Genomic DNA, 21,955 nt, shown 5'->3' on the forward strand with positions numbered 1-21,955 from the left:
AGTGCAGGAGGGTCTTGACGGCCGCGACCGGACTCCAGCAGTCCGCGTGCCGTGGGGGCTACATCAAGGACGGCCATCATGGCGGATGCTGGCGTCCTCGAACTCCAAGGCGCCCGCGGACTGCTCGTCCATGAGCCATGCGCGCACTGCATGCAAGTCGACCTGGGGAGGCACATCCACGCCCAGCATCTTCGAGACGTTCAGCTCCGTGGAGCAGCCGAACTCCTGGAGTCGGCGGCGGACATCCTCCACGCGTGTTTCGTCGAAGACGATGACACGCAGCGTGCTGCTGCCCGACTCACGAACCAGCGCGGAGAACACAACTTCTCCCGCTCCCTGCTGCGCGGCGACCACATCGCCCGCACTGATACCCCGGACGAAGAAGGGGACGTTGTCGAGCTCGAACAAGCCCTCCCCCAGGGGTCTGGCCCAGAGCCGCTCATACTCCACGGGGGGGTAGTCCTCGTCCTCCTTCTCGAGCTTGAACAGGACCTTCACGTACTCATCCGGCATGAGACCGTGCTCCAGGGTCAGAGCTTGTCGCTCTTCTCGTTGTTGCACTCCCTGCATAGCACCGGTCCGTTCGAGGGCGCTCCGTCTCCGCCCTTCGCTCTCGGAATGACGTGATCCACCTGGGCCTCATGACTCGGTGGAGTGACCCCTTTCTGGCTCTTCTGGGCATCAACGGTCGTGACACCACAGCTCTCACAGCGCTTGTCGCCATCGTGTTTTTGGGCGTTCTCATCCTTGACGTCCTTCTTGCCCTTCGGCGTGAAGCGCATGTACGCGCGCTCGCCATTCGCAGTGCCTTTTTGAGGCGGTTTCCCACTTTTCTTGCCTGCCGCGATGGCTACGGAGTCAACGGGCGGAACCTCTTGTGCGAGAGGCTCGAGCGCAGTGGCTTCTGCGATTCGAGCTACTCCTGTTCCTGCGCCCATGGATGGCTGCGCGAAGGACGGTATGGCCGAGAGCCCAGCAACCAATAGGAGCAGGGACATCCACTGGATCAGAGTCCTCGGGAAGGCGGACGTACCGCGTTGAGCCCGCCCCATGTCGTGGCCGTTCATTTCGTCTTCTTTCTCAGTGCAGCCTCGTGAAGGCAGGTGGCTGTTACAGCAGGCCGCGCGCCTTGACGTGCAGATAGGTATTGACGGCGGCGGCGCCGAAGCCCTTCGCGGGAGCGCGCACCACGAGTGCGCCCGAGTCTCGAAGTGTGAGAGCGGTGCGCTGGTAGTCCTCCTCGAGGCGGGCGGCGGCCTGGCGCGCGTAGGCGTCCTGCTCGGAGGCGGGGATGGCGGTGGCGGCGGCCTGGAGGTCGGGGTCCAGGAGCGAGGCCACCACGGGCAGGTGACGGGGGCGCAGGGCCAGGGTGCGGGCCAGCAGGGTGCCCGAGGCGTCCGGGTCCACCAGGTCCGTGAAGAGCACCACCAGCGAGCGGCGCGAGGAGCGGGCGAAGGCGAAGTCGTAGGCGCGGCCGTAGTCGCTCTCCTCGAGGGCGGCCTCGGCGCGGTAGAGGGACTCGGTGAGCAGGCGCAGGTGCTCGTGGCCCTTGCGCGGCGGGAGGTAGGCGCGCACGCCGCTGGCGAAGGCGAGCACGCCCACCATGTCGCCCGCGTCCAGGCTCACCTTGGCCAGGCGCAGCGCCGCGTCCACGGCGTGGTCCAGCTTGCGGCGGCCGTCCACCCGGCCCGCCATGTGGCGTCCGCAGTCGAGCAGCAGCAGCACCGGCTGGTTCCGCTCGGGCTGGTACACGCGCACCATGGTGCGGGCCCGGCGCGCCGAGGCCTTCCAGTCCACGGTGCGGTAGTCGTCGCCGGTGCGGTATTCGCGCAGGGACTCGAATTCACGGCCCTCGGCGGAGCGGCGCAGGGTGCGCTCGGCGGGGGCATCCGAGGCCATGGCGAGCGTCAGCGCCTCGCGGGTGAGGGCGGTGAGGTCCGGGTACACCTTCACCGTCTGGGCCGCGGGCATCCGCACCTGGCGAGCGCACAGGCCCAGCGGCCCGAGCAGGCGCAGGTGCACGTCCCCGAGGCGCAGGTCTCCGCGCGCGGGCGGGGTGAGGGCGTAGGAGACGGTGGCGTGGGGCGCATCCGGCGAAAGGGCGAAGGGCTGCTGGTGGCCGCGCACGTCCACGCCCGGGGGCACCTCGTCACGCACCTGCCCGCGCACGGGCCGGGGGCCGCGCAGGCTGAGCTCCAGGCGCACCGGGTTGGCGCTGCCCGAGGAGAGCACGGGCTCCACCGCGCGCCGCACCTCCACGTCCGAGGCGCGCGGGGCGGAGAAGAAGTCGAAGGCGCACAGCAGCAGCACGGCGGCGTCCAGGGCGACGGCGAGCCACAGGAAGACGGAGCCGGCCACGGACAGGGCCGCGGGCACGAGGGCCGCCGCGACGAGCGCCACGGCGAGCCCCGTGGGGACGGGCCGTCCGGGGTTCACCGGGGGACCTGGACGCGCTCCAACGTCTGGCGGAGCACGTCGTCCGCGGTGAGGCCCTCCACCTCCGCCTCGGCCTTGAGGAGCAGGCGGTGGTTGAGGACGCTGGGACACACGGCCTTCACGTCGTCCGGGGTGACGAAGTCGCCGCCGTTGAGGGCCGCGCGGGCCTTGGCCGCCGCCAGCAGCGCCTGGGCCGAGCGCGGTGAGGCGCCCAGTCGGACGCGGGGGTTGGCGCGCGTCTCGCGGATGAGCCGCACCGCGTAGGCGAGCACGGACTCGTCACAGGCGACGCTCGAGGCCCGCGTCTGCAGCTCCAGCAGGGTGGGGGTGTCCAGCGCCCGCTCCACCTGGGCGGCCTTGCCCCCGCGCTGGTGGAAGCCGCGCACCATGTCCAGCTCGGCCTCGGGCGGCGGGTAACCCACGCGCACGCGCATGAGGAAACGGTCCAACTGGGCCTCGGGCAGCGGGTAGGTGCCCTCCAGCTCCAGCGGGTTCTGCGTGGCCACCACGAAGAAGTGCGCCGGCAGCGGGTGCGTGGTGCCGTCGATGGTGACCTGCCGCTCCTCCATGGCCTCCAGCAGCGCGGCCTGCGTCTTGGGCGGGGTGCGGTTGATTTCGTCGGCGACCAGCACCTCGGTGAAGACGGGGCCCTTCACCAGTTGGAAGGCGTTGTCCTGGGGCCGGAAGACGTTGGTGCCGAGGATGTCGCTCGGCATCAGGTCCGGGGTGAACTGGACGCGGGTGAAGCCGAGGCCGAGCGCGGAGGCCATGCTGCGCGCGGTGAGCGTCTTGGCGACGCCGGGGACGCCCTCCAGCAGCACGTGCCCGCGCGCGAGGAACGCGGTGACGAGGTCCGCCACCACCTGCGGCTGGCCGAGCACCGTGTTCTCCAGGGCCTGGAGGAGGCGCCGCAGGGCCGGGCCTCCGGAGGCCGGGGTGGCCGCGGCGGAGGGGGACGGCGTCATGAGGTGGGCTTCTCCTTCAGGCCGAGCAGCGTGCCGGCCAGGCTCGTCAGCGCGCCCATCAGGCCGAGGAACGCGCCGAAGCTGGGGGAGGAGTTCATGATGGTCGCGTTGCCCATGGGCGAGGGCACCTCGGTGGCGTCGTAGGAGATCTTCATGAAGACGATGCACCAGAGGACGCTGAAGATGGACAGGCCGAGCTGCACCAACCAGGGGACGAGCACGTTGAGGTGGGGCATGAGCCGGCGCACGCGCACGGCGATGGAGCCGATGATGCCGATGGCGGCCAGGACGGAGATGAGGCCCAGGCTCATGAGGCCAAGGATGTCGCCCTCGGCGGCCGTCTCCTTCCAGGGGAGGAAGGCCGAGACGAGGATGGTGGCGGCACCCACGAAGGCGAACTTGTCGGAGCGGCCCAGCACGCCCATGAAGTCGCGGAAGTCCTCGATGACCTGCTCGGGGGCGACGATCTGCCCGGTGCCGGAGTTGGTGCCGTAGGGGTCGCGGGTGGGGACGTAGTTGATGTCGGCGGGGTCGAGCTCGGTCTGCTGCGGCGCGCGCCGGGGAGGGGGAGCCGCGGGACGGGGGCCCGTGCCACCGGGGCGCGCGGCGGGACGGGGGCCGGTGGCGGCGCGAGCGCCGGTGGAGCGCGGGGGCGCGTTGCGGAGGATGTCCTCCATGGGCCGGATGTTGGTGGCGTCCGCGTCGGCGGCGGCCAGGGTCGGCAAGGGCCGGATGCTGGTGGCGTCCTCGTCGGCGACGGCTGGCGCCGGAGCGGAGGGGCGGGCCCCCGGAGAAGTGGGGGCGCGGGGACGCGAGGTGGTGCTGGAGGCGGTGCGGGCCGCGGGACGGGAGCCGGAGGTCCCCCGCGAGCCCGGGTTGGTGCGCACGGATGGACGGGACCCGGTCTGCTTGCGAGGCGGGGGCGGAGCGGCCTCCGCGTCATCGCCGGAGTCCTGGGGGGCGTCCGTCGAGATGAACGAGGCGTCGATGATGTAGTCGCACGAAGGGCAGATGGAGGTGCCATCCGCGACCTTGGTGCCACAGCCAGGGCAGTTCAGGACCGGCGCTCCTTGAGTCTGGGAAGCACCGCTCATCTTCTGGTGCCCGGTGGCCCAAGTCAAACGGCTTACGGGCTAACCCCTGGATTTTCGCGGGGAATTGGCCTAGGCGGGCCCCATGGATTCTCTGCGCGCCGCCGTGCCCGCCTGCCTGCTGTGGGGGCTCGTGCTGTCGGGTTGTGTCCGCTCCGTGCCGTCCGCGACGGAGGCGGGAGGAGGGGGAGCTCGCCGTCTGGGAGGATCGCCGCTCGCTGGCGGAGGGGAGGCTGGTGGAGCTGGCGGCGAAGGGCTCCGTGCCGGTGCGTGTCCGGGCCCTGCGCGCGCTCGCCCGCATCCAGGCGCCGTCCACGGCGGAGGCGGTGCTGGCCGGGTTGGGTGCCGCCGAGGTGCCCGTGCGTGACGAGGCGGCCTTCGCGGCCGGAGTGCTGGCGCTCGCGTGGGAGCCGCTCACGGACGCGGAGAAGGCGCGGATGACGGAGGCGCTGCTCGCCGCCGAGGGCGCGGAGAAGGACGAGGGCGTGCGGCGCACGTTGCTCGAGTCCCTGGGGAAGCTGGCCACGCCGGGCGCGGTGAGTCGCCTCACGGAGCGGCTTTCGGAGGGGCGTCCGGAGACCGCGGGCCGGGCGGCGGTGGCGCTCGGGGTGGCGGCGCGGCGGGGCGCGTCGTTGGCGGAGGTGCCCCTGGAGCGGGTGGCGGTGCTGCTCCAGTCCGGTCAGCCCGAGGAGTCTCGTTTCGGCGGGGCCTACCTGCTGGCGAGCGCGAAGCGTCCCGAGGGGCTGGAATGGTTGAGGCGGTGTCTCGGGGACGCGGCCCCGGATGTGCGGGCGCTGTGCGCGAAGGGCATCGGGGATGTGGGGGGCCCGGAGGACGCGGCCGTGGTGGGCCTGCTGTTGGGGGACGAGGTGCCACGCGTGGCGGCCGAGGCGTCGCGGGCGCTCGCGAAGCTGGCCGCGCGCTGCAGCGGGGAGTGCACGCCGATGGACGAGCTCCGGGCGCTGGCGTCCCGGGCCGGGCACGTGGCGCGAGGAGACTCGGCGGCGGGCCATGCGCTGCTCGCCCTGGCACAGCAGGGTTTGCCCGAGGCGGGGCGTCCGGTGCTGGTGGCACTGCGGTCCTCACTCCAGGAGGCACTGCCGGGTGCGGCGTCCAAGGTGGCCGCGGGTGACCTGATGAACCTCGATTGCCGGCTGGCGGCGGCGCTCGACCGGCAGACGGGAGCGCTCGACGAGGTGCTGCGCTGTGGAGGGGGCCAGGTGCCGGAGGCGCGGCGGCTGGCACTCGGCCTGCGCGAGGTGGCGCAGTCGAAGGGGAGGGGAGGCGCGAGCGGCGCGGTGCAGTACCTGTCGCATCCGGACTCGCGGGTGAGGCTGGCGGCGCTCGATGCGGTGTCGGCCCGTCCGGTGCCCGAGGCCGCGGGGCCCGTGCGAGCGCTCATTGGCGGGGAGGACCTGGTGGAGGCCGGGGCGGCGGCGAGCACGGCCGGGAAGCTGAAGGACATGGAGGCACTGCCGCGGGTACGAACGCTCGCGGAGCGCGTGGCCCAGGAGCCGGACCTCATCGCGCCGGTGGCGGGGGGGCTGGTGGAACTGGCGGGGAAGGACGCGGAGCCGGTGTTGCGGAGTTGGCTGGGGCACCCGCACGCCAACGTGCGCCGTGTGGCGGCGGAGTCCCTCTCGGGCCTCACCGGGCAACCCGTGCGGGCCGAGCACGTGGAGCTGCCGGAGAACGCGCGCCGTCCCGAGCCCGCTCCAGCGGGGAGCACGCTCACGTTCCGCACGAACAAGGGGGACTTCACGGTGGCGCTGGACGCGGAGGCGCCGCTGACGTCGGGCAACCTCGTGGCGCTCGCGCGCAAGGGCTACTTCCGTGGCATCACCTTCCACCGGGTGGTGCCGGACTTCGTCGCGCAGGGTGGAGACCCGCGCGGAGACGGGGAGGGCGGTCCGGGCTACTCCATCCGCTGTGAGATCACCCGCCGGCCCTATCGCCGGGCGGTGCTCGGGATGGCGCTATCGGGCAAGGACACGGGAGGCAGCCAGTTCTTCTTCACCCACTCGCCGCAGCCGCACCTGGATGGCCGCTACACGGCCTTCGGCGAGGTGACGCGCGGCATGGAGGTGGTGGACCGCCTCCTGGAGGGCGACACCATCCGGGAGGTGGTGGTGTCGCATTGAGGTGAGAGCTCCTCACCGGATGGGTGTTGCACCCGCCTGGAATCCTGTCTGGGCGCGGAGCTTCCGACAGTGCACGCAGCAGCCACTGACGAAGGTTGTTCTCGTGGGGCAGACGGAGAATGCTTCGTTCGGTCTCGTCCAGCATGCGCCGGGCCTCGCGGTTGTCGTGCTGCGGGTGCCGCTGGCACCATCGTGCATACAGACAAGCGACATGGTAGCGGCGCTCGACGTTCGAGTAGCCCAGGCGATGAATGCGCCGCAGCGTGGGACCGAATACATGCCATGGACAATTGCGTCCGTATGCTTCGGTGAAAATCGTCTCGGCAATCCGCCGCCGTACCTCCTGGCGCTCGTATTTCGTCTTCACCACGGAACGCAGCAGCCTGCTCTCCAGCGCCTTGAACTTGGGTTCCAACTCCTCGAAGGAATCTTCAAAGGTCTTCACGAGCAGTTGCTCCAACGCTCGTGCCACTTCCATGAAGCGGTGCGCGGAGCTTTCGGACAGTCTCAACGGCACGGCCCTCCCATCCTAGAGTACGTCCGGCCAGATGCCCGAGCAGTCCTCGCTCCTGGAGCACACGGTGGGGACCCTGCTCATGGCATCCGGGGCCGGCAGCCTGCGGCACGGCCGGGATCAGCGGGAGGCCTTCGCGCGTGAGGACGAGATGCACGCGGCCGTCATGAACTCGCTCCGGGCCGCGCTCGACCGGTGGCCGCTGCGCTCACTCGCGGAGCAACTGCTGGAATCACGGGCGCGCAGCGAGGTGACCTGGCTGCGCGCCCTCATGGGCAAGGGCGCGTTCCCTTGAGAGACGCGATCAGCTCGCGACGCGGTTGGGCACCTTGCCCGGCGTGAAGCCGGCCCAGAGCGCGTTCTCCGCGTTCTCCATGTCCTCGACCTTCTTGCGGATGCGCTGCCACTCCGCATCCGGAATGCGCAGGAAGGCCTCGGCCAGCTCCGGGTCGAACTGCGTACCCGAGCAGCGCTTGATCTCATCGCGCGCCACGGACATCGGCCGGCCCTTGCGGTACGGACGGTCCGAGGTGATGGCGTCCACCGTGTCCGCGATGGCGAAGATGCGCGCCCCGATCACGATGTCCTTGCTCTTGAGCCCCTGCGGATAGCCCTTGCCGTCCCACCGCTCCTGGTGGTGCAGCACGATCAGCGAGGCCTCGTGCAGGTAGGGCATCTTCGCGAGGATCTTGTACCCGTACTCGGGATGCTTGCGCATCTCCACCCATTCCTCGGGCGAGAGCGGGCCGGGCTTGAGCAGGATCGTGTCGCTCACGCCGATCTTCCCGATGTCGTGCAGCAGGGCTCCCTGCTCCACCACCTCGAGCTGCGTGGGCGTCAGGCCGATCTCCTCGCCGATGCGGCGCGAGTAGAGCGACACGCGGCGCGAGTGCCACTGCGTCTCGGTGTCACGGTAGTCGAGCGCGCTGATCAGGCCGTCCAGCAGGCCGTTGGTGCGCTCCACCACCATTCGCTCGAGGTCGCGGTTGATCGTCGTCAGCTCCGCGTTCTTCTCCGCCACCTCCCGCGTGAGCCGCTCGTTGGACTCCACCAGCCGGAAATGCTCGAAGGCCTGCCGTACGGCACTGGTCAGCTCACTGAGCGACCACGGCTTGCCCAACAGACGGAACACCTCTCCCCGGTTGACCGCCTCGGACGCCGTACGGAAGTCAGCCGCCGCCGTGAGCATCAAGCGCACCGCACGCGGATTCTTCTCGCGCAGGGTCCTCAGGAGCTCCACGCCGTTGAGCAACGGCATCATGAAGTCCGTCAGCACCACCTGGAAACCCTCTTCCTTGGCGGCCTGGGCAGGATCCGTGTGGGTGACGACCTCGTAACCCTCCGACTGGAGGATCCGCGACAGCGCGGCGAGAATGAGGGGATCGTCATCCACCACCAGGATGCGGTCCATGTACACAGCCTCCCAACCCTTCGAAATAGGGACGGACATCGTAGAAACCCGGCCGTTATACACGGCTTTGTGCCGAAAGGTCACAACCGCTCGGTGTGGGCTCGCACTCTTGCTCGCTTTACAACCCCTCGTAACCTCTGTTCTTTCTGGGAGGGGGGGGACTACCGGTCTCACGAGCCGCTTGCCTGTCCGGCTGGGGGTGGTCTATGGTGCGCGCAGTGTTGCATTGTGGTGTAACTCCTTGATTTTTGGAGAGTTCTCCGATGCCTAGAGCCTCCGCAGGGCCGGTCCCGGTGGTGGTCATGGGGTTGGGAGTCATCGGGCAGGAGATCGCCAGGGCGGCCCAGCTCTCACCTGAGGTGGAGTTGATCGGTGCCGTGGACGCCAACCCCCAGTTGGTGGGGCGTCCCCTGTCGGATGTGCTCGGGGGCCCCGCACTGAAGGTGAAGATCGCTGGCACGCTGGAGGCGGCCGTGGGACGGCGCAAGGGCGCCGTGCTGCTGCATGCCACCGGCTCGCGGCTCGAACAGGTGATGGATCAGCTGCTCGACGCGCTCAAGCTCGGGCTGCCCATCGTCTCCACCTGTGAGGAGCTGGCCTTCCCCTTCCTCAAATATCCCGAGCTGGCCGAGAAGCTGGAGCGCGCGGCGCAAGCCGCCGGGGTGGCGGTGCTCGGCACCGGCGTCAACCCGGGCTTCGTGATGGACCGGCTGGTGGCGGTGGCGGGCCAGGCGTGCGGCCCGGTGCGCCATGCCACGGTGACGCGCGTGGTGGATGCGCGCACCCGCCGGGACGCGCTGCAGCGCAAGGTGGGCGCCGGCCTGTCCGAGGACGAGTTCTTCGCCCTGGTGGACAAGGATCAGATGGGGCACGTGGGCCTGGTGGAGAGCGCGGCCCTGTGCGCGCTGGGGCTCGGCCTGGACTGCGACGACTTCGAGGAGGAGATCGTCCCCGTCTTCGCCGAGGAGGACATCCTGGATGGGGCCTTCCCGGTGAAGAAGGGCCGGGTGGCGGGAATCTTCCAGTCCGCCGTGGGTCTGGATGAAGGGCAGGAGCGGGTTCGGTTGGAGCTCACCATCGCGGTGGGGGCTGACAATCCGGGGGATCGCATCGAGATTGAGGCGGACCCGAAGCTGGTGCTGGAGATTCGCGGGGGCGTGCCCGGTGACCGGGCCACCGCCCACACGCTGGTGAACGCCGCCCCGCGCGTAACGGCCGCTGAGGCCGGCCTCTTGACCGTGCTCGAGCTACCAGCCGGTCGTTGACGGGTTAAAGGGTTAAAGGGAGAGGGACATGCTGGACAAGAACGCGATCGGCCGGGCCTCCCCGCCGTTCCTGAACGAGGTGGAGAAGGGCGCCATCCGGCGCTTCGCCGAGTCCCTCGGCGATTACAACCCCATCTATTACGACGAGGAGTACGCGCGGGCCTCGGGTTACCCCACCGTGGTGGCCCCGCCGACCTTCCCCGCGTCCTTCAGCTCGGCGGCGGATCTGCGCGAGCTGTTGGGGGTGGGCATCAAGAGCCTGCTGCACGCCGAGCAGTCCTTCGAGTACGAGCGCCCCATCTTCGCCGGTGACCGCATCTTCGTCGCCACCCGGGTCGCCGACGTGCTCGAGCGCACCGGCCCCGCGGGCAAGATGGATGTCGCCGTCATCGAGGATGAAGGCCGGGACGAGGAGGGCAACCTCGTGTTCCGCGCCCGCCGGACGCTGATCGTCCGCGCCGCCAAGGAGAATCAGTGATGCCCGCGCGCAAGCTCTATTTCGAAGGCATCCGCGTCGGCGACGAGCTGCCGGCGCTGGCCAAGGCCCCCATCGACCGCGTGCAGCTCTCGCGCTACGCCGGCGCCTCGGGGGACTTCAACCCCGTCCACGTGGACGAGGTGTACGCCAAGAGCGTGGGCATGCCCTCCGTGTATGCCCCGGGCATGCTCGTCATGGGCATGCTGGGCCAGCTCATCAGCGACTGGGCCCGCGGTGGCCAGCTCCGCCGCTACCACGTGCGCTTCATCAAGATGGTGTGGCCCGGTGACACCGTCGTCTGCAAGGGCCGCGTGAGCGACCGGCACGGCGAGGGCGGCCGCTACTTCGTCGAGGTGGAGCTGTGGGCGGAGAACCAGCGCGGTGAGCTGGTGATGAAGGGCAACTCCACCATCCAGCTCTTCTACTCGCTGGAGGACGAGAACCGGCAGCGCGCCGGCCAGTCCCCCATCGTCGTGGAGGTGCCGCGCGAGAGCCTCCTCCAGGCCTCCGCCGCCCAGGCGGCCGGAGACACCGAGGAGGATGACGAGCGCAGGACGGGCAGCATGTCCGGCAAGAAGACGACCGGCTCCAAGCCGGCCGCCAAGACGGCCACCGCGCCCGCCGCCGCCCACGCCCCCGCGGCTGCCAAGAAGGCGACGAAGAAGTAGGTCTTCCTCCCTCATCCCTCCCTCGGGCGGCGAGCACCCCTCGCCGCTCCAACGCAAGGCGTCACTTTTGATTGATTCTGGAGTCAATCGGGATTGACTCTCGAATCAACCGACGTAACCTTTGCGTGTCCCAATGGGGGCCGCGGACCGCCGATTCTGGAGGCCGTGAGCCCCACCAACGTACGGGAGGGGCTCATGTCCGCCGGCATCAACACCTACAAGACCGACCTTCGGGAAATCTTCTTCACGCTGTTCGAGCAGTTCGGCTTCGGCCAGGTCGCCGGGCAGGCTCCCTTCGACGCCTGGGGCCCGGATGAGGCGAAGGCGGTCCTCCAGGAGACGTACCGCTTCGCCAAGGACGTGCTCGGGCCCCTCAACTCCTCGGGTGATCGCGAGGGCTGCCGGCTGGAGAACGGCGCCGTCATCACCCCCAAGGGCTTCAAGGACGCCTGGACGAAGCTCTACGAGCAGGGCTTCAAGACGGTGGCGGTGAGCCCGGATCATGGCGGCCAGGGCGGCCCCATCATGCTCCAGGTGCTCATCGAGGAGATCCTCTCGGGCGCCAACTCGGCCTTCAACATGTACCCGGGCCTGGCCTTCGGCGCCGCGGAGCTGATCGCCGAGTGCGGCACGCCGGAGCAGAAGAAGCTGTACGTGGAGCGCATGCTCAACGGCACCTGGGGTGGCACCATGTGCCTCACCGAGCCGAACGCCGGCTCGGACGTGGGCGCGGCCAAGTCCACCGCGCGCAAGAACGCGGACGGTACCTACAGCATCCGCGGCACGAAGATCTTCATCTCGGGCGGTGACCACGATCTGGCGGAGAACGTCGTGCACCTGGTGCTGGCGCGCATCGAGGGCGCGGCGCCGGGCACCAAGGGCCTCTCGCTCTTCATCGTGCCGAAGCTCCGCGTGAACGCGGACGGCAGCCTGGCGGGTGGCAACGACGTGTCCGTGGGCTCCATCGAGCACAAGATGGGCATCAAGGCGTCGGCCACGTGCGTGCTGAACTTCGGCGAGAACGACGCCTGCGTGGGCGAGCTGGTGGGTGGCGTCGAGAACGTCGGCATGAGCCAGATGTTCAAGATGATGAACGGCGCGCGCATCGCGGTGGGCATCCAGGGCGTGGCGCTGGCGAGCGCGGCGTACTTCAACGCGCTGGAGTACGCGAAGGACCGCAAGCAGGGCGCGCACCTGAGCAAGTGGAAGGATCCGTCGGCGCCGCGCGTGGCCATCATCGAGCACCCGGACGTGCGCCGCATGCTGCTGGAGATGAAGGCGCACGTGGAGGGCATCCGCGCGCTCATCGTCAAGCTGGCCATGCACACGGACAAGGCGCAGATGCTGTCGGGCAAGGACGATGACCAGGCCGCCTACCACCGCGGGCAGGTGGAGCTGCTCACGCCGCTGGTGAAGGCGTACTCGTCGGACCAGGCGTTCCGGCTGTGCGCGCAGGCCATCCAGGTGTACGGCGGCGCCGGCTACTGCCAGGACTACCCGGTGGAGCAGTACACGCGCGACTCGAAGATCTTCTCCATCTACGAGGGCACCAACCACATCCAGGCGATGGATCTGGTGGGCCGGAAGATGGGGCAGTCGGGCGGGGCGAACTTCCAGCAGTTCATGGCCGACGTGGGCGGCTTCATCGAGGCCAACCGCGAGCACAAGGTGTACGGCGAGGCGGTGAAGCAGCTCGCGGCGGCGCAGGAAGGCGTGATGGCGAGCGCCATGGCCGTGCTGGGCTGGTCGCAGGATCCGGCGAAGATGACGCTCATCCCGCTGTCGGCCAACCGCTTCCTGAACATGATGTCCGAGCTGGCGGTGGGCTGGCTGCTGCTGGACGCGGCCGTCATCTCCGAGCGCGTGGGCGAGAAGGCCACGGGCGACGAGAAGGCCTTCTACGAGGGCAAGAAGTGGAGCGCGCTGTGGTACGCGCGCAACGTGCTGCCCAACGTGGAGCAGGCGGCCCGGATGATGGCCACCGAGGACACCTCCTCGGTGGAGATCTCCAACACCGCCTTCGGCAGCATCTGACGCCCAGGGCCGGACGTCCCCGTCCGGCCCTCACGCCCACCCCTCGCCCCCTCTCCCGCCGGAGAGGGTCGGGGGGAGGGTATCGGGAACCCCGGGTTGATCACTTCCTGTGCGCCCTTGGGGGCTTTCTGAGAGAGAATCGCGTCCCCGTGCTCAACCGCGCACTGGAGACCGATGGCCATCCGGAAGACCCGAAAGAAGAGCAGTCCTCCCGCCCAGGCGCCCGGCGCCGCGGCACCTCCCCCCGCCCGGCCCAAGGACTCGGCCCGGCTCCTGGAGCTGCGCCGGAAGATCGATGCCGTGGATCAGCGCCTGGTCCGGCTCCTGAATGAGCGGGCGAGTCTCGTCGTCGAGGTGGGCAAGGCCAAGCGCGCCGATGGCACCCCCATCTATGCCCCGCACCGTGAGGCCGAGGTGCTTCGCAAGGTCCTGTCCTCCAACAAGGGACCCCTGAGCGATCGGGCCGTGGAGGGCGTCTACCGCGAGCTGATGAGCGGCTCGTTCGCGCTCGAGCAGCCGCTGCGCATCGGATACCTGGGCCCGCCCGGCTCCAACTCGCACGCCGCCGCCGTGAAGCAGTTCGGCTCCTCGGTGGACTACGAGGACCTGCGGGAGATTGGCGGCGTCTTCACCGAGGTGCGCCGCGGGCACGTCAACTACGGGCTCGTGCCCATCGAGAACTCGCTGGGCGGCGGCATCGTCGAGACGCTCGATGCCTTCAAGGCCAACGCCCAGCAGATCTCCATCTACGGCGAGGTGCAGATCACCGTGCACCATGCGCTGCTCGCCAACTGCCAGCCCAGCCAGGTCCGGCGCATCCACTCCAAGCCGGAGATTTTCCAGCAGTGCCGCAACTGGCTGAGCACCCAGTACCCCGGCGTCGAGCTCATGCCCGCGGCCAGCAGCTCGCGCGCCGCGCAGATCGCCGCCGACGAGTGCCGCAAGGCCCTGGAGATCGGCGCCGAGCCCGGATCGGCCGCCATCGGCACGGCGCTCGCCGGACAGCTCTACGGGCTCAACGTCCTCTTCCCGCGCATCGAGGACGACCCGAACAACATCACCCGCTTCGGCATCATCGCCCGGCAGAACGCCCGGCCGACCGGCGATGACAAGACGTCCATCATGTTCACCACCGACGACAAGCCCGGCGCGCTGGTGTCGGTGCTCGGCGTCTTCCAGTCCGCCGGCATCAACCTCTCGCACATCGACAAGCGGCCGCAGGGGCGCGAGCGGTGGACCTATACGTTCTTCGTGGACGCGCTCGGCCACCGGGAAGATGCGGCCATGGTCGCCGCCATCGAGCAGGCCCAGACCCACTGCCGCGAGCTCATCGTCCTGGGCAGCTACCCGCGCTCGCGCCGCATCCTCTGAGCGGCCCGGCGCCTGCCCCTCCCTCCACGGGCGGGAGTGGCAGGCGCCCTCGGGCGGTGTTAGGTGTGCCTCATGAGCGAGCTCGTGACGATCAGGGTGTGGTCGGACTTCGTTTGACCGTGGTGCTACGTCGGCCTCGTGGAGGTCGAGAAGCTGAAGAAGGAATATGACGTCCAGGTGGACTGGCGTCCGTTCTTCCTGCGCCCGGAGACGCCGCCAGAGGGGTTGCCCCTCCCGGCCTACGTGCGCGAGCGGATGAAGGATCCGAACAATCCCCTCAAACGCCGGGCCGCCGAGGCCGGGTTGAAGATGGTGGAGCGCGAGGTCATCCCCTCGACGCGGCGCGCGCATCAGGCGGCGGAGTTCGCGCGGGAGCAGGGAAGGCTCGAGCCCTTCCAGGCGGCGCTGCTGCGGCGCTACTGGAGCGAGGGGCAGGACCTGTGGCAGTGGGACACGCTCCGAGGCGCGGCGCAGGAGGCCGGTCTGGAGCCCGAGGCGATGCAGCGGGCGGTGGAAGAGGGCCGCTACCGCCAGGTCGTAGAGGACGCCATCCGCGAGGCGCAGGAGATGGGCATCCAGGCGGTGCCCACCTTCGTGCTCGGTGACCGCTTCGCCCTGCAGGGGGCGCAGGAGTACGGCGTCTTCCAGCAGGTGATGGAGCGCCTGGGCATCCAGCCGCGCGCTCCCTCCGGCTAGGGCCGGTAGACGTTCGCCAGGCCGGAATGGGTGTCGGACCACTTGTAGTTGACGCACTCCCCGCTCGGGTTCCGGTACGAGGACAAGGTCATGGAGCCGAGCGATTGTCCGACGATGCCGAGCCCGTCCCATGTGCGCATGAGGCCGTCCCCCATGATGCCCGGCTTGTGGTACTCCTTGCCGCCGCAGTTGAGCCCCGAAAACCGGCTGATATCCCGGCCCTGCGGGTAGCTGCAGTGTTTCTCGCCGCACAAGGTGCCGTTGTTGGCCTTTCGGTAGATGCGCACGAAGTTGGCCAGCGTGTTTCCCTGGGACCACGCGTTGTGGCAGGTCCCGCTCGCGTCCCGGTACGAGTACACCGTGACGGTGTGGTGCACCGTGCCCGCCAGGCCCAGGCCGTCCCAGGGGCGCATGATGCCGTCCGGGTTGGGGTTGCCCGTCCCGGAGAAGTAGGGCGTGTAGTAGTACTCGTTGCCGCCGCAGTTGGGCCAGCTGAAATGGCTGATATAGGCCGCGCCCGGCACGGCACAGGTCGTCTCGAGGCACACGTAGGGCGCTCCGGAGATGAGCGCCTGCTCCTGCCGGGCGAGCCCGGGCCCTTCCGCTCCCGTCTCCTCTCCTCCGCACCCCACGGTGCCCAGCAGTCCCAACGAGAGAGACAGCAACCCGACAACCCGACGAGAGACGACGTTCACGGTGCCTCCACCAGTTGGAGCCGCGAGCGAGGTGCTCGGCACTGGCTCCTGACGAGCCAGTACCACATCTGGGTAAAACAGGGAATCACCGTCAGCCCGGTGCGCACCCGTGACAAGCGCGCGCGGGCGGACCCTACTGCGAGTCGCGCACGCCGATGGCGAGCTGGCCCAGCCCGACGCTCTTGGCCAGCTCCATCACCTGCACCACGGTGCCGTGGGAGACGCCCTCGTCGGCCTGGACGATGACGACGGTGTCCGGGTTCTCCTGCTGGGCCTTGGCGAAGGCCTGCTTGAGCTCGTCCTCGCTGACCACGTTGCCGCCCAGGACGAAGCGCCCGTCCGTGAGCACCGCCACGGACAAGTCGGTGGCACGCGCTGTCACGTCCGTGGTGCCGCCCTTGGGCAGGTTCACCTTGAGGCCCGCCTGCGCACCGCCCGGGGACTGCTGCACGATGACCGAGCTCGTCACCATGAAGATGATGAGGAGCACCAGGAAGATGTCCGTCAGCGGGGTGATGTTGATCTCCGCGAAGCCGACGTCCTCGCCGTTGCCCTCGGAGTCCCCCGGAGTCTTGCCCATCGCCATAGGTGTGGACCTCAGGCTTCCGGCTGGGAACGCGGGGCGTCCACCGGGGCCGGAGCAGTGGGGGAGGCGGCGGAAGCCGGGGCGCTGTTCACCGGACGCTCGCGCAGCAGCTCGGCGAACTCGTCACCCATGAGCCGCAGCTCCACGAGCACCCGCGACAGCCGCGCCTGGAAGTAGTTGTAGAAGGCCATGGCCTGCACGGCCACGAGGATGCCCACCGCCGTGGCCACCAGCGCCTCGGAGATGCCCATCATCACCGTCGCGCTGCCGCCGGAGCCGCCCGCCTGCACGTCCAGGCCCAGGTCCTTGAAGGAGCGCATGATGCCGGCCACCGTGCCGAACAGGCCCACGAACGGCGTCAGCGAGCCGATGGTGGCCAGGAGCCACAGGTTGCGGCGCAGCCGCAGGCCCACCTGGGCGCGCTCGCGCTCCACGGCGGACTCCACCCCGTCACCGCTCCCCCGGGTCCGCTCGAAACGGTCGAAACCCGCCAGGAAGATGTCGGCCACGGCGGCATCCGAGCGCTCGGTGGCGGTGCGGGCGGCGGCCAGATCCCCGCGCAGCAGGTGCTTCTGGACGGTGTCGCCGAGGGCCCGGGAACGCTCGCTCACCCCCCACAGGGCGATCAGCCGCTCGATGGCCACACCCATGGCCACCACGGAGGCGAGAAGGAGGGAGGCGAGGGTGACGCCGCCGATGCGCAGGTAGTGGAGGAGGTCGGAAAGGCTCATGAATGGTGGCCAGAAAGGTCGGCCTGGCGCGAGACTAAAGCCATGAACCGCGCAGCCGCAGCAATCTTCCTGGCTCTCATATGTTCAGGTTGTCCCAAGCGCATCGATTTTGGTCCCCAGGGCCCCATCACCCAGGCCGAGGAGCTCTTCCGCCTGACGAGCGCCGCCCAGGACCGGGTGGCCACCCTCCAGGGTGACGGGAAGCTCCGGGTGGAATCGCCCCAGGGCTCCGGGACCGTCTCCGCCTTCCTGGCCGCCTCCCGGCCGGGCCTGCTGCGCGTGGAGATGTTCGACTTCTTCAACCGGCCCATCGCCGTGCTCGTCACCGACGGCCAGCGCTTCGGCCTCCTCCAGTTCCAGGAGAACAAGTACTACCAGGGGCCGGCGACCCCCCGGAACCTCTCGCGCTTCCTGCCCGTGGCCCTGCCGAGCGAGGAGCTGGTCTCCGTGATGCTCGGCAAGGTGCCCTTCATCCCCGCCGAGCGCATGACGCTCGCCCTGGATGAGAAGGAGCGGCTGTACGTCCTCACGCTCCACAGGGGAGCCGTGTCCCAGGTGCTCCACATCCACCCCAAGCACCTCCGGGTGGTGCGCAGCCAGGTGCGCGGCATCCAGGCCTATGGCCTCGAGTACGAGAACTTCAAGGAGCAGGGGGACTTCGTCTTCCCCCATGAGGTGAAGCTCCAGGCCCCCACCGCCGATACCTCCCTGGGCCTGCGCTACACCGGCATCACCCTCAACGAGTCCCCGGACCTCACCCTCTTCGATCTCACCGCGCCCGAGGGCATCCCCGTCGTCGAGGTGGACGAGGGAGGCCAGTCCCTGCCTCCCGTCGCCCTGCCTCCCGCCTCGCCCGGTTCTTGAGCGGGCAACGTCGATAATGCGGCAATGGTTGGAACTTCAGGTACACTGACCGGACCGGCGGGTCCGTTCGGACTCCCCAAGACTGCGACATGGCACAGATCAAGCTTGGTGAACTGCTGATCAAGGCGAACGTGCTCCAGGAGAGCCAGCTCAAGGCGGCGCTCGCGGAGCAGGCGAAGTGGGGCGGGAAGCTGGGAGAGATCCTGGTGCGGATGAACCTCGTGTCCGAGGACATCCTGGTACGGGCGTTGTCCAAGCAGCTCGCCATTCCGGCGGTGAACCTGGACGCGGTGAAGGAGATCCCCCCGCACGTGCTCAACAAGGTTCCGCTGCAGACGGCGCGGGACTTCGCGGTGTTGCCGCTGCAGCTCCGCGACGACGGCAAGACGCTGGTGGTGGCCATCTCGGACCCGCTCAACGTGCGGCAACTGGACGAGCTGCGCGCCGTCACCAAGTGCCGCATCGTGCCCAACGTGGCCGGACGGACGGCCATCGCCCGGTCCATGGCGCGCTTCTACGATGACCAGGGCGAGCTGGCCGACGCGGACACCAACTTCAAGGTGGTGGACGCCCAGGGCCGCACGGTCGTCAAGAACATGAACGCGCCGGTCGCTCCTCCGGCCCCGGCCCCCGCCAGGACTCCGGCCCCCGCCCCCATGCCCAACGCGCCCTCGCGCGAGATGGCCCCGGTGCGCGGCGGAAACGGCAGCCCGGTGGAGCTCCTGCGCAGCGTGGAAGAGGTGCAGCGCAAGGAAGTGGCCGCCCTCAAGGCCATGGTGGAGCTGCTCATCGAGAAGGGTGTCTTCACTCGCGACGAGTACCTGGCGAAGGTCAAGCGGTAAGCCGTCCAGCCCCCCCGTTCCTCCATGCGCAAGAAGATCGGCGAGCTGCTCATCGAGTCCGGCGCGCTCAACCCGGATCAGGTCCGCAAGGCGCTCGGCCAGCAGCGGACCTACGGCCAGGGGCAGCGCCTGGGCTCGGTCATCATCGCCCTCGGCTTCACCGAACCCACCGCCGTGGCCCAGGCCCTGGCGCGCCAGTTCGATCTGCCCTTCGTCCGGCTCCCGGAGGTGATTCCTCCGAAGGTGCGCGAGCTCGTCTCGCTCGACTTCCAGGCCGAGCACCGCTTCGTGCTGTTCGGGCTCGAGCGGGAAGCGCGCGGCGAGCGGCTGCTCGTGGCGGTGGATGACCCCTCGGACCTGACCGTGGTGGGCGAGCTGAGCTTCCAGCTCAACAAGCCCATCCGGGTGCACGTGGCCGCCGAGGACGACATCGATCGCTCGCTCGATCTCGTGAGTGGCCGGGGGCTGCTGCTTCCGGAAGACGACGCCCCCGGACCGCCGGTGTTGGAGCCCGTGAGCGAGACGCCGTCGTCGGCGGCCGCCGCGGTCTCGGCCCTGCTCGACTGGGATGTGCCCTCCGCGCCGCCTCCGCCCCCCGACGATGATGACATCGGCCCCACCCTCATCACCCCGAGGTCCGCTTTGAATCCAAAGCCGCCGTCGCCCCCGGCACCGCCGCCATTCGATGATGAGGACGAGGACATCACCCTCATCACCCCCAAGGCCTCGCCCAGGGCCAGGGCCGCCGCGAGCCCGCCGCCTCCTCCACCCCCGCAGGAGAGCGAGGACGTGCTGGATGAGCTGCTCGGCGAGCCCGAGCCCGAGCCGCCGTCCGCCGCGCCGGGCCAGAAGGGCGTGCCGGTGGTCGTCTTCGGTGGGGCCGCGAAGGGCCTGCCGCAGCCGCCTCCCGCGCCCCGGCCTCCGGACATCACGGATGAGGACCTGGCGGTGCTCGAGGACCTCGAGCGGATGGCGGATGGCGCCGAGGCGACGCTGCACACCGAGAAGGTGAAGCCCGCGCGCATGGTGGCCAGCCTCATCCGGCTCCTCATCCGCAAGCGCATCATCCGCGAGGAGGAGTTCCTGGAGGAGCTGTCCCGGAAGTGACGCCCCGGGCCGGGTGTTGAGGCCCGGCCGTGAGCCCCATGTCCGAGCCCCTCCTCGACGTCCGTGGATTGAAGACCCAGCTCTCCCTGGAGGAGGGCCCGGTGCTGGCCGTGGACGACGTGTCCTTCTCCATCCCGCCTGGCGGCACGCTGGGCGTGGTGGGGGAGAGCGGCTGTGGCAAGAGCCTCACCGCGCTCTCGGTGATGGGCCTGGTGCCCGAGCCGCCCGGCCGGGTGGTGGGCGGGCGGATCCGCTTCCGGGGCGAGGACCTGCTCTCGCTCCCCGAGGAGAAGATGCGCCGCATGCGGGGGCGCCACCTCTCCATGGTGTTCCAGGAGCCGATGACCTCGCTCAACCCCGTCTACACGGTGGGCGAGCAGATCGCCGAGGGGGTGCGGCTGCACCAGGGGCTGTCGAAGGCCGCCGCGCGCGAGCACTCGGTGGAGATGTTGCGCCGGGTGGGCATTCCCGCTCCCGAGCAGCGCGTGGACGGCTACCCGCACCAGCTCTCCGGCGGCATGCGCCAGCGGGTGATGATCGCCATGGCGCTCGCGTGCGGGCCGGAGCTGCTCATCGCGGACGAGCCCACCACGGCGCTGGATGTCACCGTCCAGGCGCAGATTCTGGAGCTGCTGAAGCGGCTGCAGGCGGAGCGCCACATGGCGGTGATGCTCATCACCCATGACCTGGGCGTGGTGGCCGAGAGCTGTGACGCGGTGGTGGTGATGTACGCGGGCCGGGTGGTGGAGCGGGCCCCGGTGAAGGCACTCTTCCGCCAGCCGGCGCACCCGTACACGGCGGGACTGCTGCGCTCCATTCCGGCCCTCCAGGAGACGGGTGGGGCAGGGGAGCGCCCCCGGTTGAAGACGATCCCCGGCATGGTGCCGAGCCTCCGCCGTTTGCCCGGGGGATGCCGCTTCCGGGACCGGTGCGAGCGCGCCCAGGACATCTGCGCGCGGGTGGAGCCGGCGCTGGAAACCAAGCGCGAGGGCCAGGAGGCCGCGTGCCACAACCCGGTGCCCGCGCCATGACCGAGCCCCTGCTGCAGGTGCGCGACGTGAAGACGCACTTCCCGGTGCGAGGGGGAGTGCTGGGGCGCGTGCGGGGCACGGTGAAGGCGGTGGACGGGGTGGGCTTCGACGTGCGGCGCGGCGAGACGCTCGGTCTGGTGGGCGAGAGCGGCTGCGGCAAGAGCACCCTGGGGCGCACGCTGCTGCGGCTGGTGGAACCGACGGCGGGCTCCATCCGCTTCGAGGGCCGGGAGCTGACGGGCCTCTCCCAGGGCGAGCTGCGCCCCCTGCGGCGGCGGATGCAGCTCGTCTTCCAGGATCCGTACGCCTCGCTCAACCCGCGCATGACGGTGCGGGACATCCTGGGCGAGCCCTTCGCCATCCACGGGCTGGAGCGCGGCCGTGAGCGCGAGGCGAAGGTGGCCGAGCTGCTGGATTTGATGGGCCTGCCGCGCGACGCGCTGGGCCGCTACCCGAGTGAGTTCTCGGGAGGGCAGCGCCAGCGGATTGGTATCGCCCGGGCCATCGCCCTGCGGCCGGACCTGGTCGTCGCCGACGAGCCCATCAGCGCGCTGGACGTCTCCATCCAGGCGCAGATCGTCAACCTGCTGGTGGACCTGCAGCGCGAGCTGGGACTGACGTACATCTTCATCGCGCACGACCTGAAGATCGTCGAGTACGTGTCCACGCGCGTGGCGGTGATGTACCTGGGCCGCATCGTGGAGCTGGCGGACGCGGCGGACCTCTACCGGAAGCCTCGCCACCCGTACACGCAGGCGCTGCTGTCGGCGGTGCCGGTGCCGGACCCCGAGCGCAAGCGCTCGCGCATCATCCTCCAGGGGGATGTGCCGTCTCCGCTCGCGCCGCCGCCCGGGTGCCCGTTCCACCCGCGCTGCCCGTACGCCATGGAGCGCTGCCGGCGCGAGACGCCGCCCCTGTACGCCCTGGACAACGGGCACACCGCCGCGTGCTTCCTGGTGGAGGATGAGGCGCGGAAGACGACTCCAGCCGGGCCGGACGCGGGCGCGCCCCAGAACGTGGGAGGGTAGG

The 21,955-nt window shown here is 69.8% G+C and carries 21 protein-coding genes and 1 pseudogene; 13 read left to right on the forward strand and 9 right to left on the reverse strand.

Annotated features, from left to right (window positions below; all coding sequences use genetic code 11):
* Positions 1 to 63: 63 nt before the first annotated feature.
* The 5 genes from ACN28I_RS00670 to ACN28I_RS00690 are packed head-to-tail and all read right to left on the reverse strand — an operon-like array spanning position 64 to position 4,495.
* On the reverse strand, positions 64 to 513 hold the full coding sequence (locus ACN28I_RS00670) for a DUF4265 domain-containing protein (protein WP_420940259.1): 450 nt from the start codon (positions 511 to 513) through the stop codon (positions 64 to 66).
* A 17-nt stretch (positions 514 to 530) separates the two neighbouring features.
* Positions 531 to 1,067, reverse strand: a complete 537-nt coding sequence (locus tag ACN28I_RS00675; protein ID WP_420940260.1) for an HNH endonuclease — start codon at positions 1,065 to 1,067, stop codon at positions 531 to 533.
* 43 nt (positions 1,068 to 1,110) lie between these two features.
* Positions 1,111 to 2,436 (reverse strand): DUF58 domain-containing protein, encoded by a 1,326-nt coding sequence (locus ACN28I_RS00680; protein ID WP_420940261.1) that lies wholly within the window; start codon positions 2,434 to 2,436, stop codon positions 1,111 to 1,113.
* Entirely contained in the window at positions 2,433 to 3,401 is a 969-nt protein-coding gene (locus tag ACN28I_RS00685; RefSeq protein ID WP_420940262.1) for an AAA family ATPase, read from the reverse strand. The genes ACN28I_RS00680 and ACN28I_RS00685 overlap by 4 nt, the downstream gene beginning before the upstream one ends.
* Positions 3,398 to 4,495, reverse strand: coding sequence for a hypothetical protein (locus ACN28I_RS00690; RefSeq protein ID WP_420940263.1), 1,098 nt, complete (start codon positions 4,493 to 4,495; stop codon positions 3,398 to 3,400). The genes ACN28I_RS00685 and ACN28I_RS00690 overlap by 4 nt, the downstream gene beginning before the upstream one ends.
* 233 nt (positions 4,496 to 4,728) lie before the next feature.
* On the opposite strand from ACN28I_RS00690, the gene ACN28I_RS00695 reads away from it, so the two are divergent.
* Together ACN28I_RS00695 and ACN28I_RS00700 are read left to right on the forward strand one after the other, a co-directional pair.
* Positions 4,729 to 6,633: a peptidylprolyl isomerase gene (locus ACN28I_RS00695; RefSeq protein WP_420940264.1), complete on the forward strand. Its 1,905-nt coding sequence runs from the start codon at positions 4,729 to 4,731 to the stop codon at positions 6,631 to 6,633.
* A 548-nt stretch (positions 6,634 to 7,181) separates the two neighbouring features.
* A complete protein-coding gene (locus tag ACN28I_RS00700; protein WP_420940265.1) occupies positions 7,182 to 7,442 on the forward strand; it encodes a hypothetical protein in 261 nt (86 codons plus the stop codon).
* Between the two features lie 9 nt (positions 7,443 to 7,451).
* Here the strand turns inward: ACN28I_RS00700 and ACN28I_RS00705 are convergent, their stop codons facing one another.
* On the reverse strand, positions 7,452 to 8,558 hold the full coding sequence (locus ACN28I_RS00705; protein WP_375772754.1) for an HD domain-containing phosphohydrolase: 1,107 nt from the start codon (positions 8,556 to 8,558) through the stop codon (positions 7,452 to 7,454).
* Between the two features lie 263 nt (positions 8,559 to 8,821).
* Here ACN28I_RS00705 and ACN28I_RS00710 point away from each other — a divergent pair, with 263 nt between their 5' ends.
* From ACN28I_RS00710 to ACN28I_RS00735, 6 genes and pseudogenes are all read left to right on the forward strand, one after another.
* Complete coding sequence (locus ACN28I_RS00710) at positions 8,822 to 9,823, forward strand: dihydrodipicolinate reductase (RefSeq protein WP_420940266.1); 1,002 nt, start codon at positions 8,822 to 8,824, stop codon at positions 9,821 to 9,823.
* A gap of 28 nt (positions 9,824 to 9,851) precedes the next feature.
* Positions 9,852 to 10,301, forward strand: coding sequence for a MaoC family dehydratase N-terminal domain-containing protein (locus ACN28I_RS00715; protein ID WP_375772756.1), 450 nt, complete (start codon positions 9,852 to 9,854; stop codon positions 10,299 to 10,301).
* Positions 10,301 to 10,969: a MaoC family dehydratase gene (locus tag ACN28I_RS00720; RefSeq protein ID WP_420940267.1), complete on the forward strand. Its 669-nt coding sequence runs from the start codon at positions 10,301 to 10,303 to the stop codon at positions 10,967 to 10,969. Before ACN28I_RS00715 ends, ACN28I_RS00720 begins: the two co-directional genes overlap by 1 nt.
* A 195-nt stretch (positions 10,970 to 11,164) precedes the next feature.
* Positions 11,165 to 13,003, forward strand: coding sequence for an acyl-CoA dehydrogenase (locus ACN28I_RS00725; protein WP_420948535.1), 1,839 nt, complete (start codon positions 11,165 to 11,167; stop codon positions 13,001 to 13,003).
* 174 nt (positions 13,004 to 13,177) lie between these two features.
* Entirely contained in the window at positions 13,178 to 14,374 is a 1,197-nt protein-coding gene (gene pheA, locus ACN28I_RS00730) for a chorismate mutase (protein WP_420940268.1), read from the forward strand.
* A 129-nt stretch (positions 14,375 to 14,503) separates the two neighbouring features.
* Positions 14,504 to 15,070: pseudogene (locus ACN28I_RS00735) on the forward strand (DsbA family oxidoreductase); the annotation flags it as partial.
* Here the strand turns inward: ACN28I_RS00735 and ACN28I_RS00740 are convergent.
* The 3 genes from ACN28I_RS00740 to ACN28I_RS00750 all read right to left on the reverse strand — a co-directional run bounded on the left by ACN28I_RS00740 (position 15,067) and on the right by ACN28I_RS00750 (position 17,082).
* Entirely contained in the window at positions 15,067 to 15,765 is a 699-nt protein-coding gene (locus ACN28I_RS00740; protein ID WP_420940269.1) for a hypothetical protein, read from the reverse strand. The pseudogene ACN28I_RS00735 and the gene ACN28I_RS00740 sit on opposite strands and share 4 nt — an antisense overlap.
* Positions 15,766 to 15,898: 133 nt before the next feature.
* On the reverse strand, positions 15,899 to 16,351 hold the full coding sequence (locus ACN28I_RS00745) for an ExbD/TolR family protein (RefSeq protein ID WP_420940270.1): 453 nt from the start codon (positions 16,349 to 16,351) through the stop codon (positions 15,899 to 15,901).
* Positions 16,352 to 16,362: 11 nt separating this feature from the next.
* Positions 16,363 to 17,082 (reverse strand): MotA/TolQ/ExbB proton channel family protein, encoded by a 720-nt coding sequence (locus tag ACN28I_RS00750; RefSeq protein ID WP_420940271.1) that lies wholly within the window; start codon positions 17,080 to 17,082, stop codon positions 16,363 to 16,365.
* Positions 17,083 to 17,124: 42 nt separating this feature from the next.
* Between ACN28I_RS00750 and ACN28I_RS00755 the strand changes: the two genes are divergently transcribed.
* The 5 genes from ACN28I_RS00755 to ACN28I_RS00775 all read left to right on the forward strand — a co-directional run bounded on the left by ACN28I_RS00755 (position 17,125) and on the right by ACN28I_RS00775 (position 21,954).
* Complete coding sequence (locus ACN28I_RS00755) at positions 17,125 to 17,946, forward strand: DUF4292 domain-containing protein (protein WP_420940272.1); 822 nt, start codon at positions 17,125 to 17,127, stop codon at positions 17,944 to 17,946.
* An 89-nt stretch (positions 17,947 to 18,035) separates the two neighbouring features.
* Positions 18,036 to 18,788 (forward strand): hypothetical protein, encoded by a 753-nt coding sequence (locus ACN28I_RS00760; protein WP_420940273.1) that lies wholly within the window; start codon positions 18,036 to 18,038, stop codon positions 18,786 to 18,788.
* 24 nt (positions 18,789 to 18,812) lie between these two features.
* Positions 18,813 to 19,895: a hypothetical protein gene (locus ACN28I_RS00765; RefSeq protein ID WP_420940274.1), complete on the forward strand. Its 1,083-nt coding sequence runs from the start codon at positions 18,813 to 18,815 to the stop codon at positions 19,893 to 19,895.
* 38 nt (positions 19,896 to 19,933) lie between these two features.
* Positions 19,934 to 20,926: an ABC transporter ATP-binding protein gene (locus ACN28I_RS00770; RefSeq protein ID WP_420940275.1), complete on the forward strand. Its 993-nt coding sequence runs from the start codon at positions 19,934 to 19,936 to the stop codon at positions 20,924 to 20,926.
* Entirely contained in the window at positions 20,923 to 21,954 is a 1,032-nt protein-coding gene (locus ACN28I_RS00775) for an ABC transporter ATP-binding protein (RefSeq protein WP_420948536.1), read from the forward strand. The genes ACN28I_RS00770 and ACN28I_RS00775 overlap by 4 nt, the downstream gene beginning before the upstream one ends.
* The last annotated feature ends 1 nt before the right edge of the window (position 21,955 follow it).

It is taken from the genome of Archangium gephyra (assembly GCF_049060025.1).
Classification (GTDB): Bacteria; Myxococcota; Myxococcia; order Myxococcales; family Myxococcaceae; genus Archangium; species Archangium gephyra_A.

Excerpts from the sequence above, each read along its gene's own strand:
- ACN28I_RS00745 (WP_420940270.1), bottom strand. The coding sequence starts at position 16,351 with ATGGCGATGGGCAAGACTCCGGGGGACTCCGAGGGCAACGGCGAGGAC.
- ACN28I_RS00720 (WP_420940267.1), top strand. The coding sequence starts at position 10,301 with ATGCCCGCGCGCAAGCTCTATTTCGAAGGCATCCGCGTCGGCGACGAG.
- ACN28I_RS00765 (WP_420940274.1), top strand. The coding sequence starts at position 18,813 with ATGCGCAAGAAGATCGGCGAGCTGCTCATCGAGTCCGGCGCGCTCAAC.
- ACN28I_RS00725 (WP_420948535.1), top strand. The coding sequence starts at position 11,165 with ATGTCCGCCGGCATCAACACCTACAAGACCGACCTTCGGGAAATCTTC.
- ACN28I_RS00675 (WP_420940260.1), bottom strand. The coding sequence starts at position 1,067 with ATGAACGGCCACGACATGGGGCGGGCTCAACGCGGTACGTCCGCCTTC.
- ACN28I_RS00700 (WP_420940265.1), top strand. The coding sequence starts at position 7,182 with ATGCCCGAGCAGTCCTCGCTCCTGGAGCACACGGTGGGGACCCTGCTC.
- ACN28I_RS00710 (WP_420940266.1), top strand. The coding sequence starts at position 8,822 with ATGCCTAGAGCCTCCGCAGGGCCGGTCCCGGTGGTGGTCATGGGGTTG.
- pheA (WP_420940268.1), top strand. The coding sequence starts at position 13,178 with ATGGCCATCCGGAAGACCCGAAAGAAGAGCAGTCCTCCCGCCCAGGCG.
- ACN28I_RS00750 (WP_420940271.1), bottom strand. The coding sequence starts at position 17,082 with ATGAGCCTTTCCGACCTCCTCCACTACCTGCGCATCGGCGGCGTCACC.
- ACN28I_RS00685 (WP_420940262.1), bottom strand. The coding sequence starts at position 3,401 with ATGACGCCGTCCCCCTCCGCCGCGGCCACCCCGGCCTCCGGAGGCCCG.
- ACN28I_RS00775 (WP_420948536.1), top strand. The coding sequence starts at position 20,923 with ATGACCGAGCCCCTGCTGCAGGTGCGCGACGTGAAGACGCACTTCCCG.
- ACN28I_RS00755 (WP_420940272.1), top strand. The coding sequence starts at position 17,125 with ATGAACCGCGCAGCCGCAGCAATCTTCCTGGCTCTCATATGTTCAGGT.
- ACN28I_RS00760 (WP_420940273.1), top strand. The coding sequence starts at position 18,036 with ATGGCACAGATCAAGCTTGGTGAACTGCTGATCAAGGCGAACGTGCTC.
- ACN28I_RS00670 (WP_420940259.1), bottom strand. The coding sequence starts at position 513 with ATGCCGGATGAGTACGTGAAGGTCCTGTTCAAGCTCGAGAAGGAGGAC.
- ACN28I_RS00690 (WP_420940263.1), bottom strand. The coding sequence starts at position 4,495 with ATGAGCGGTGCTTCCCAGACTCAAGGAGCGCCGGTCCTGAACTGCCCT.
- ACN28I_RS00770 (WP_420940275.1), top strand. The coding sequence starts at position 19,934 with ATGTCCGAGCCCCTCCTCGACGTCCGTGGATTGAAGACCCAGCTCTCC.
- ACN28I_RS00715 (WP_375772756.1), top strand. The coding sequence starts at position 9,852 with ATGCTGGACAAGAACGCGATCGGCCGGGCCTCCCCGCCGTTCCTGAAC.
- ACN28I_RS00705 (WP_375772754.1), bottom strand. The coding sequence starts at position 8,558 with ATGGACCGCATCCTGGTGGTGGATGACGATCCCCTCATTCTCGCCGCG.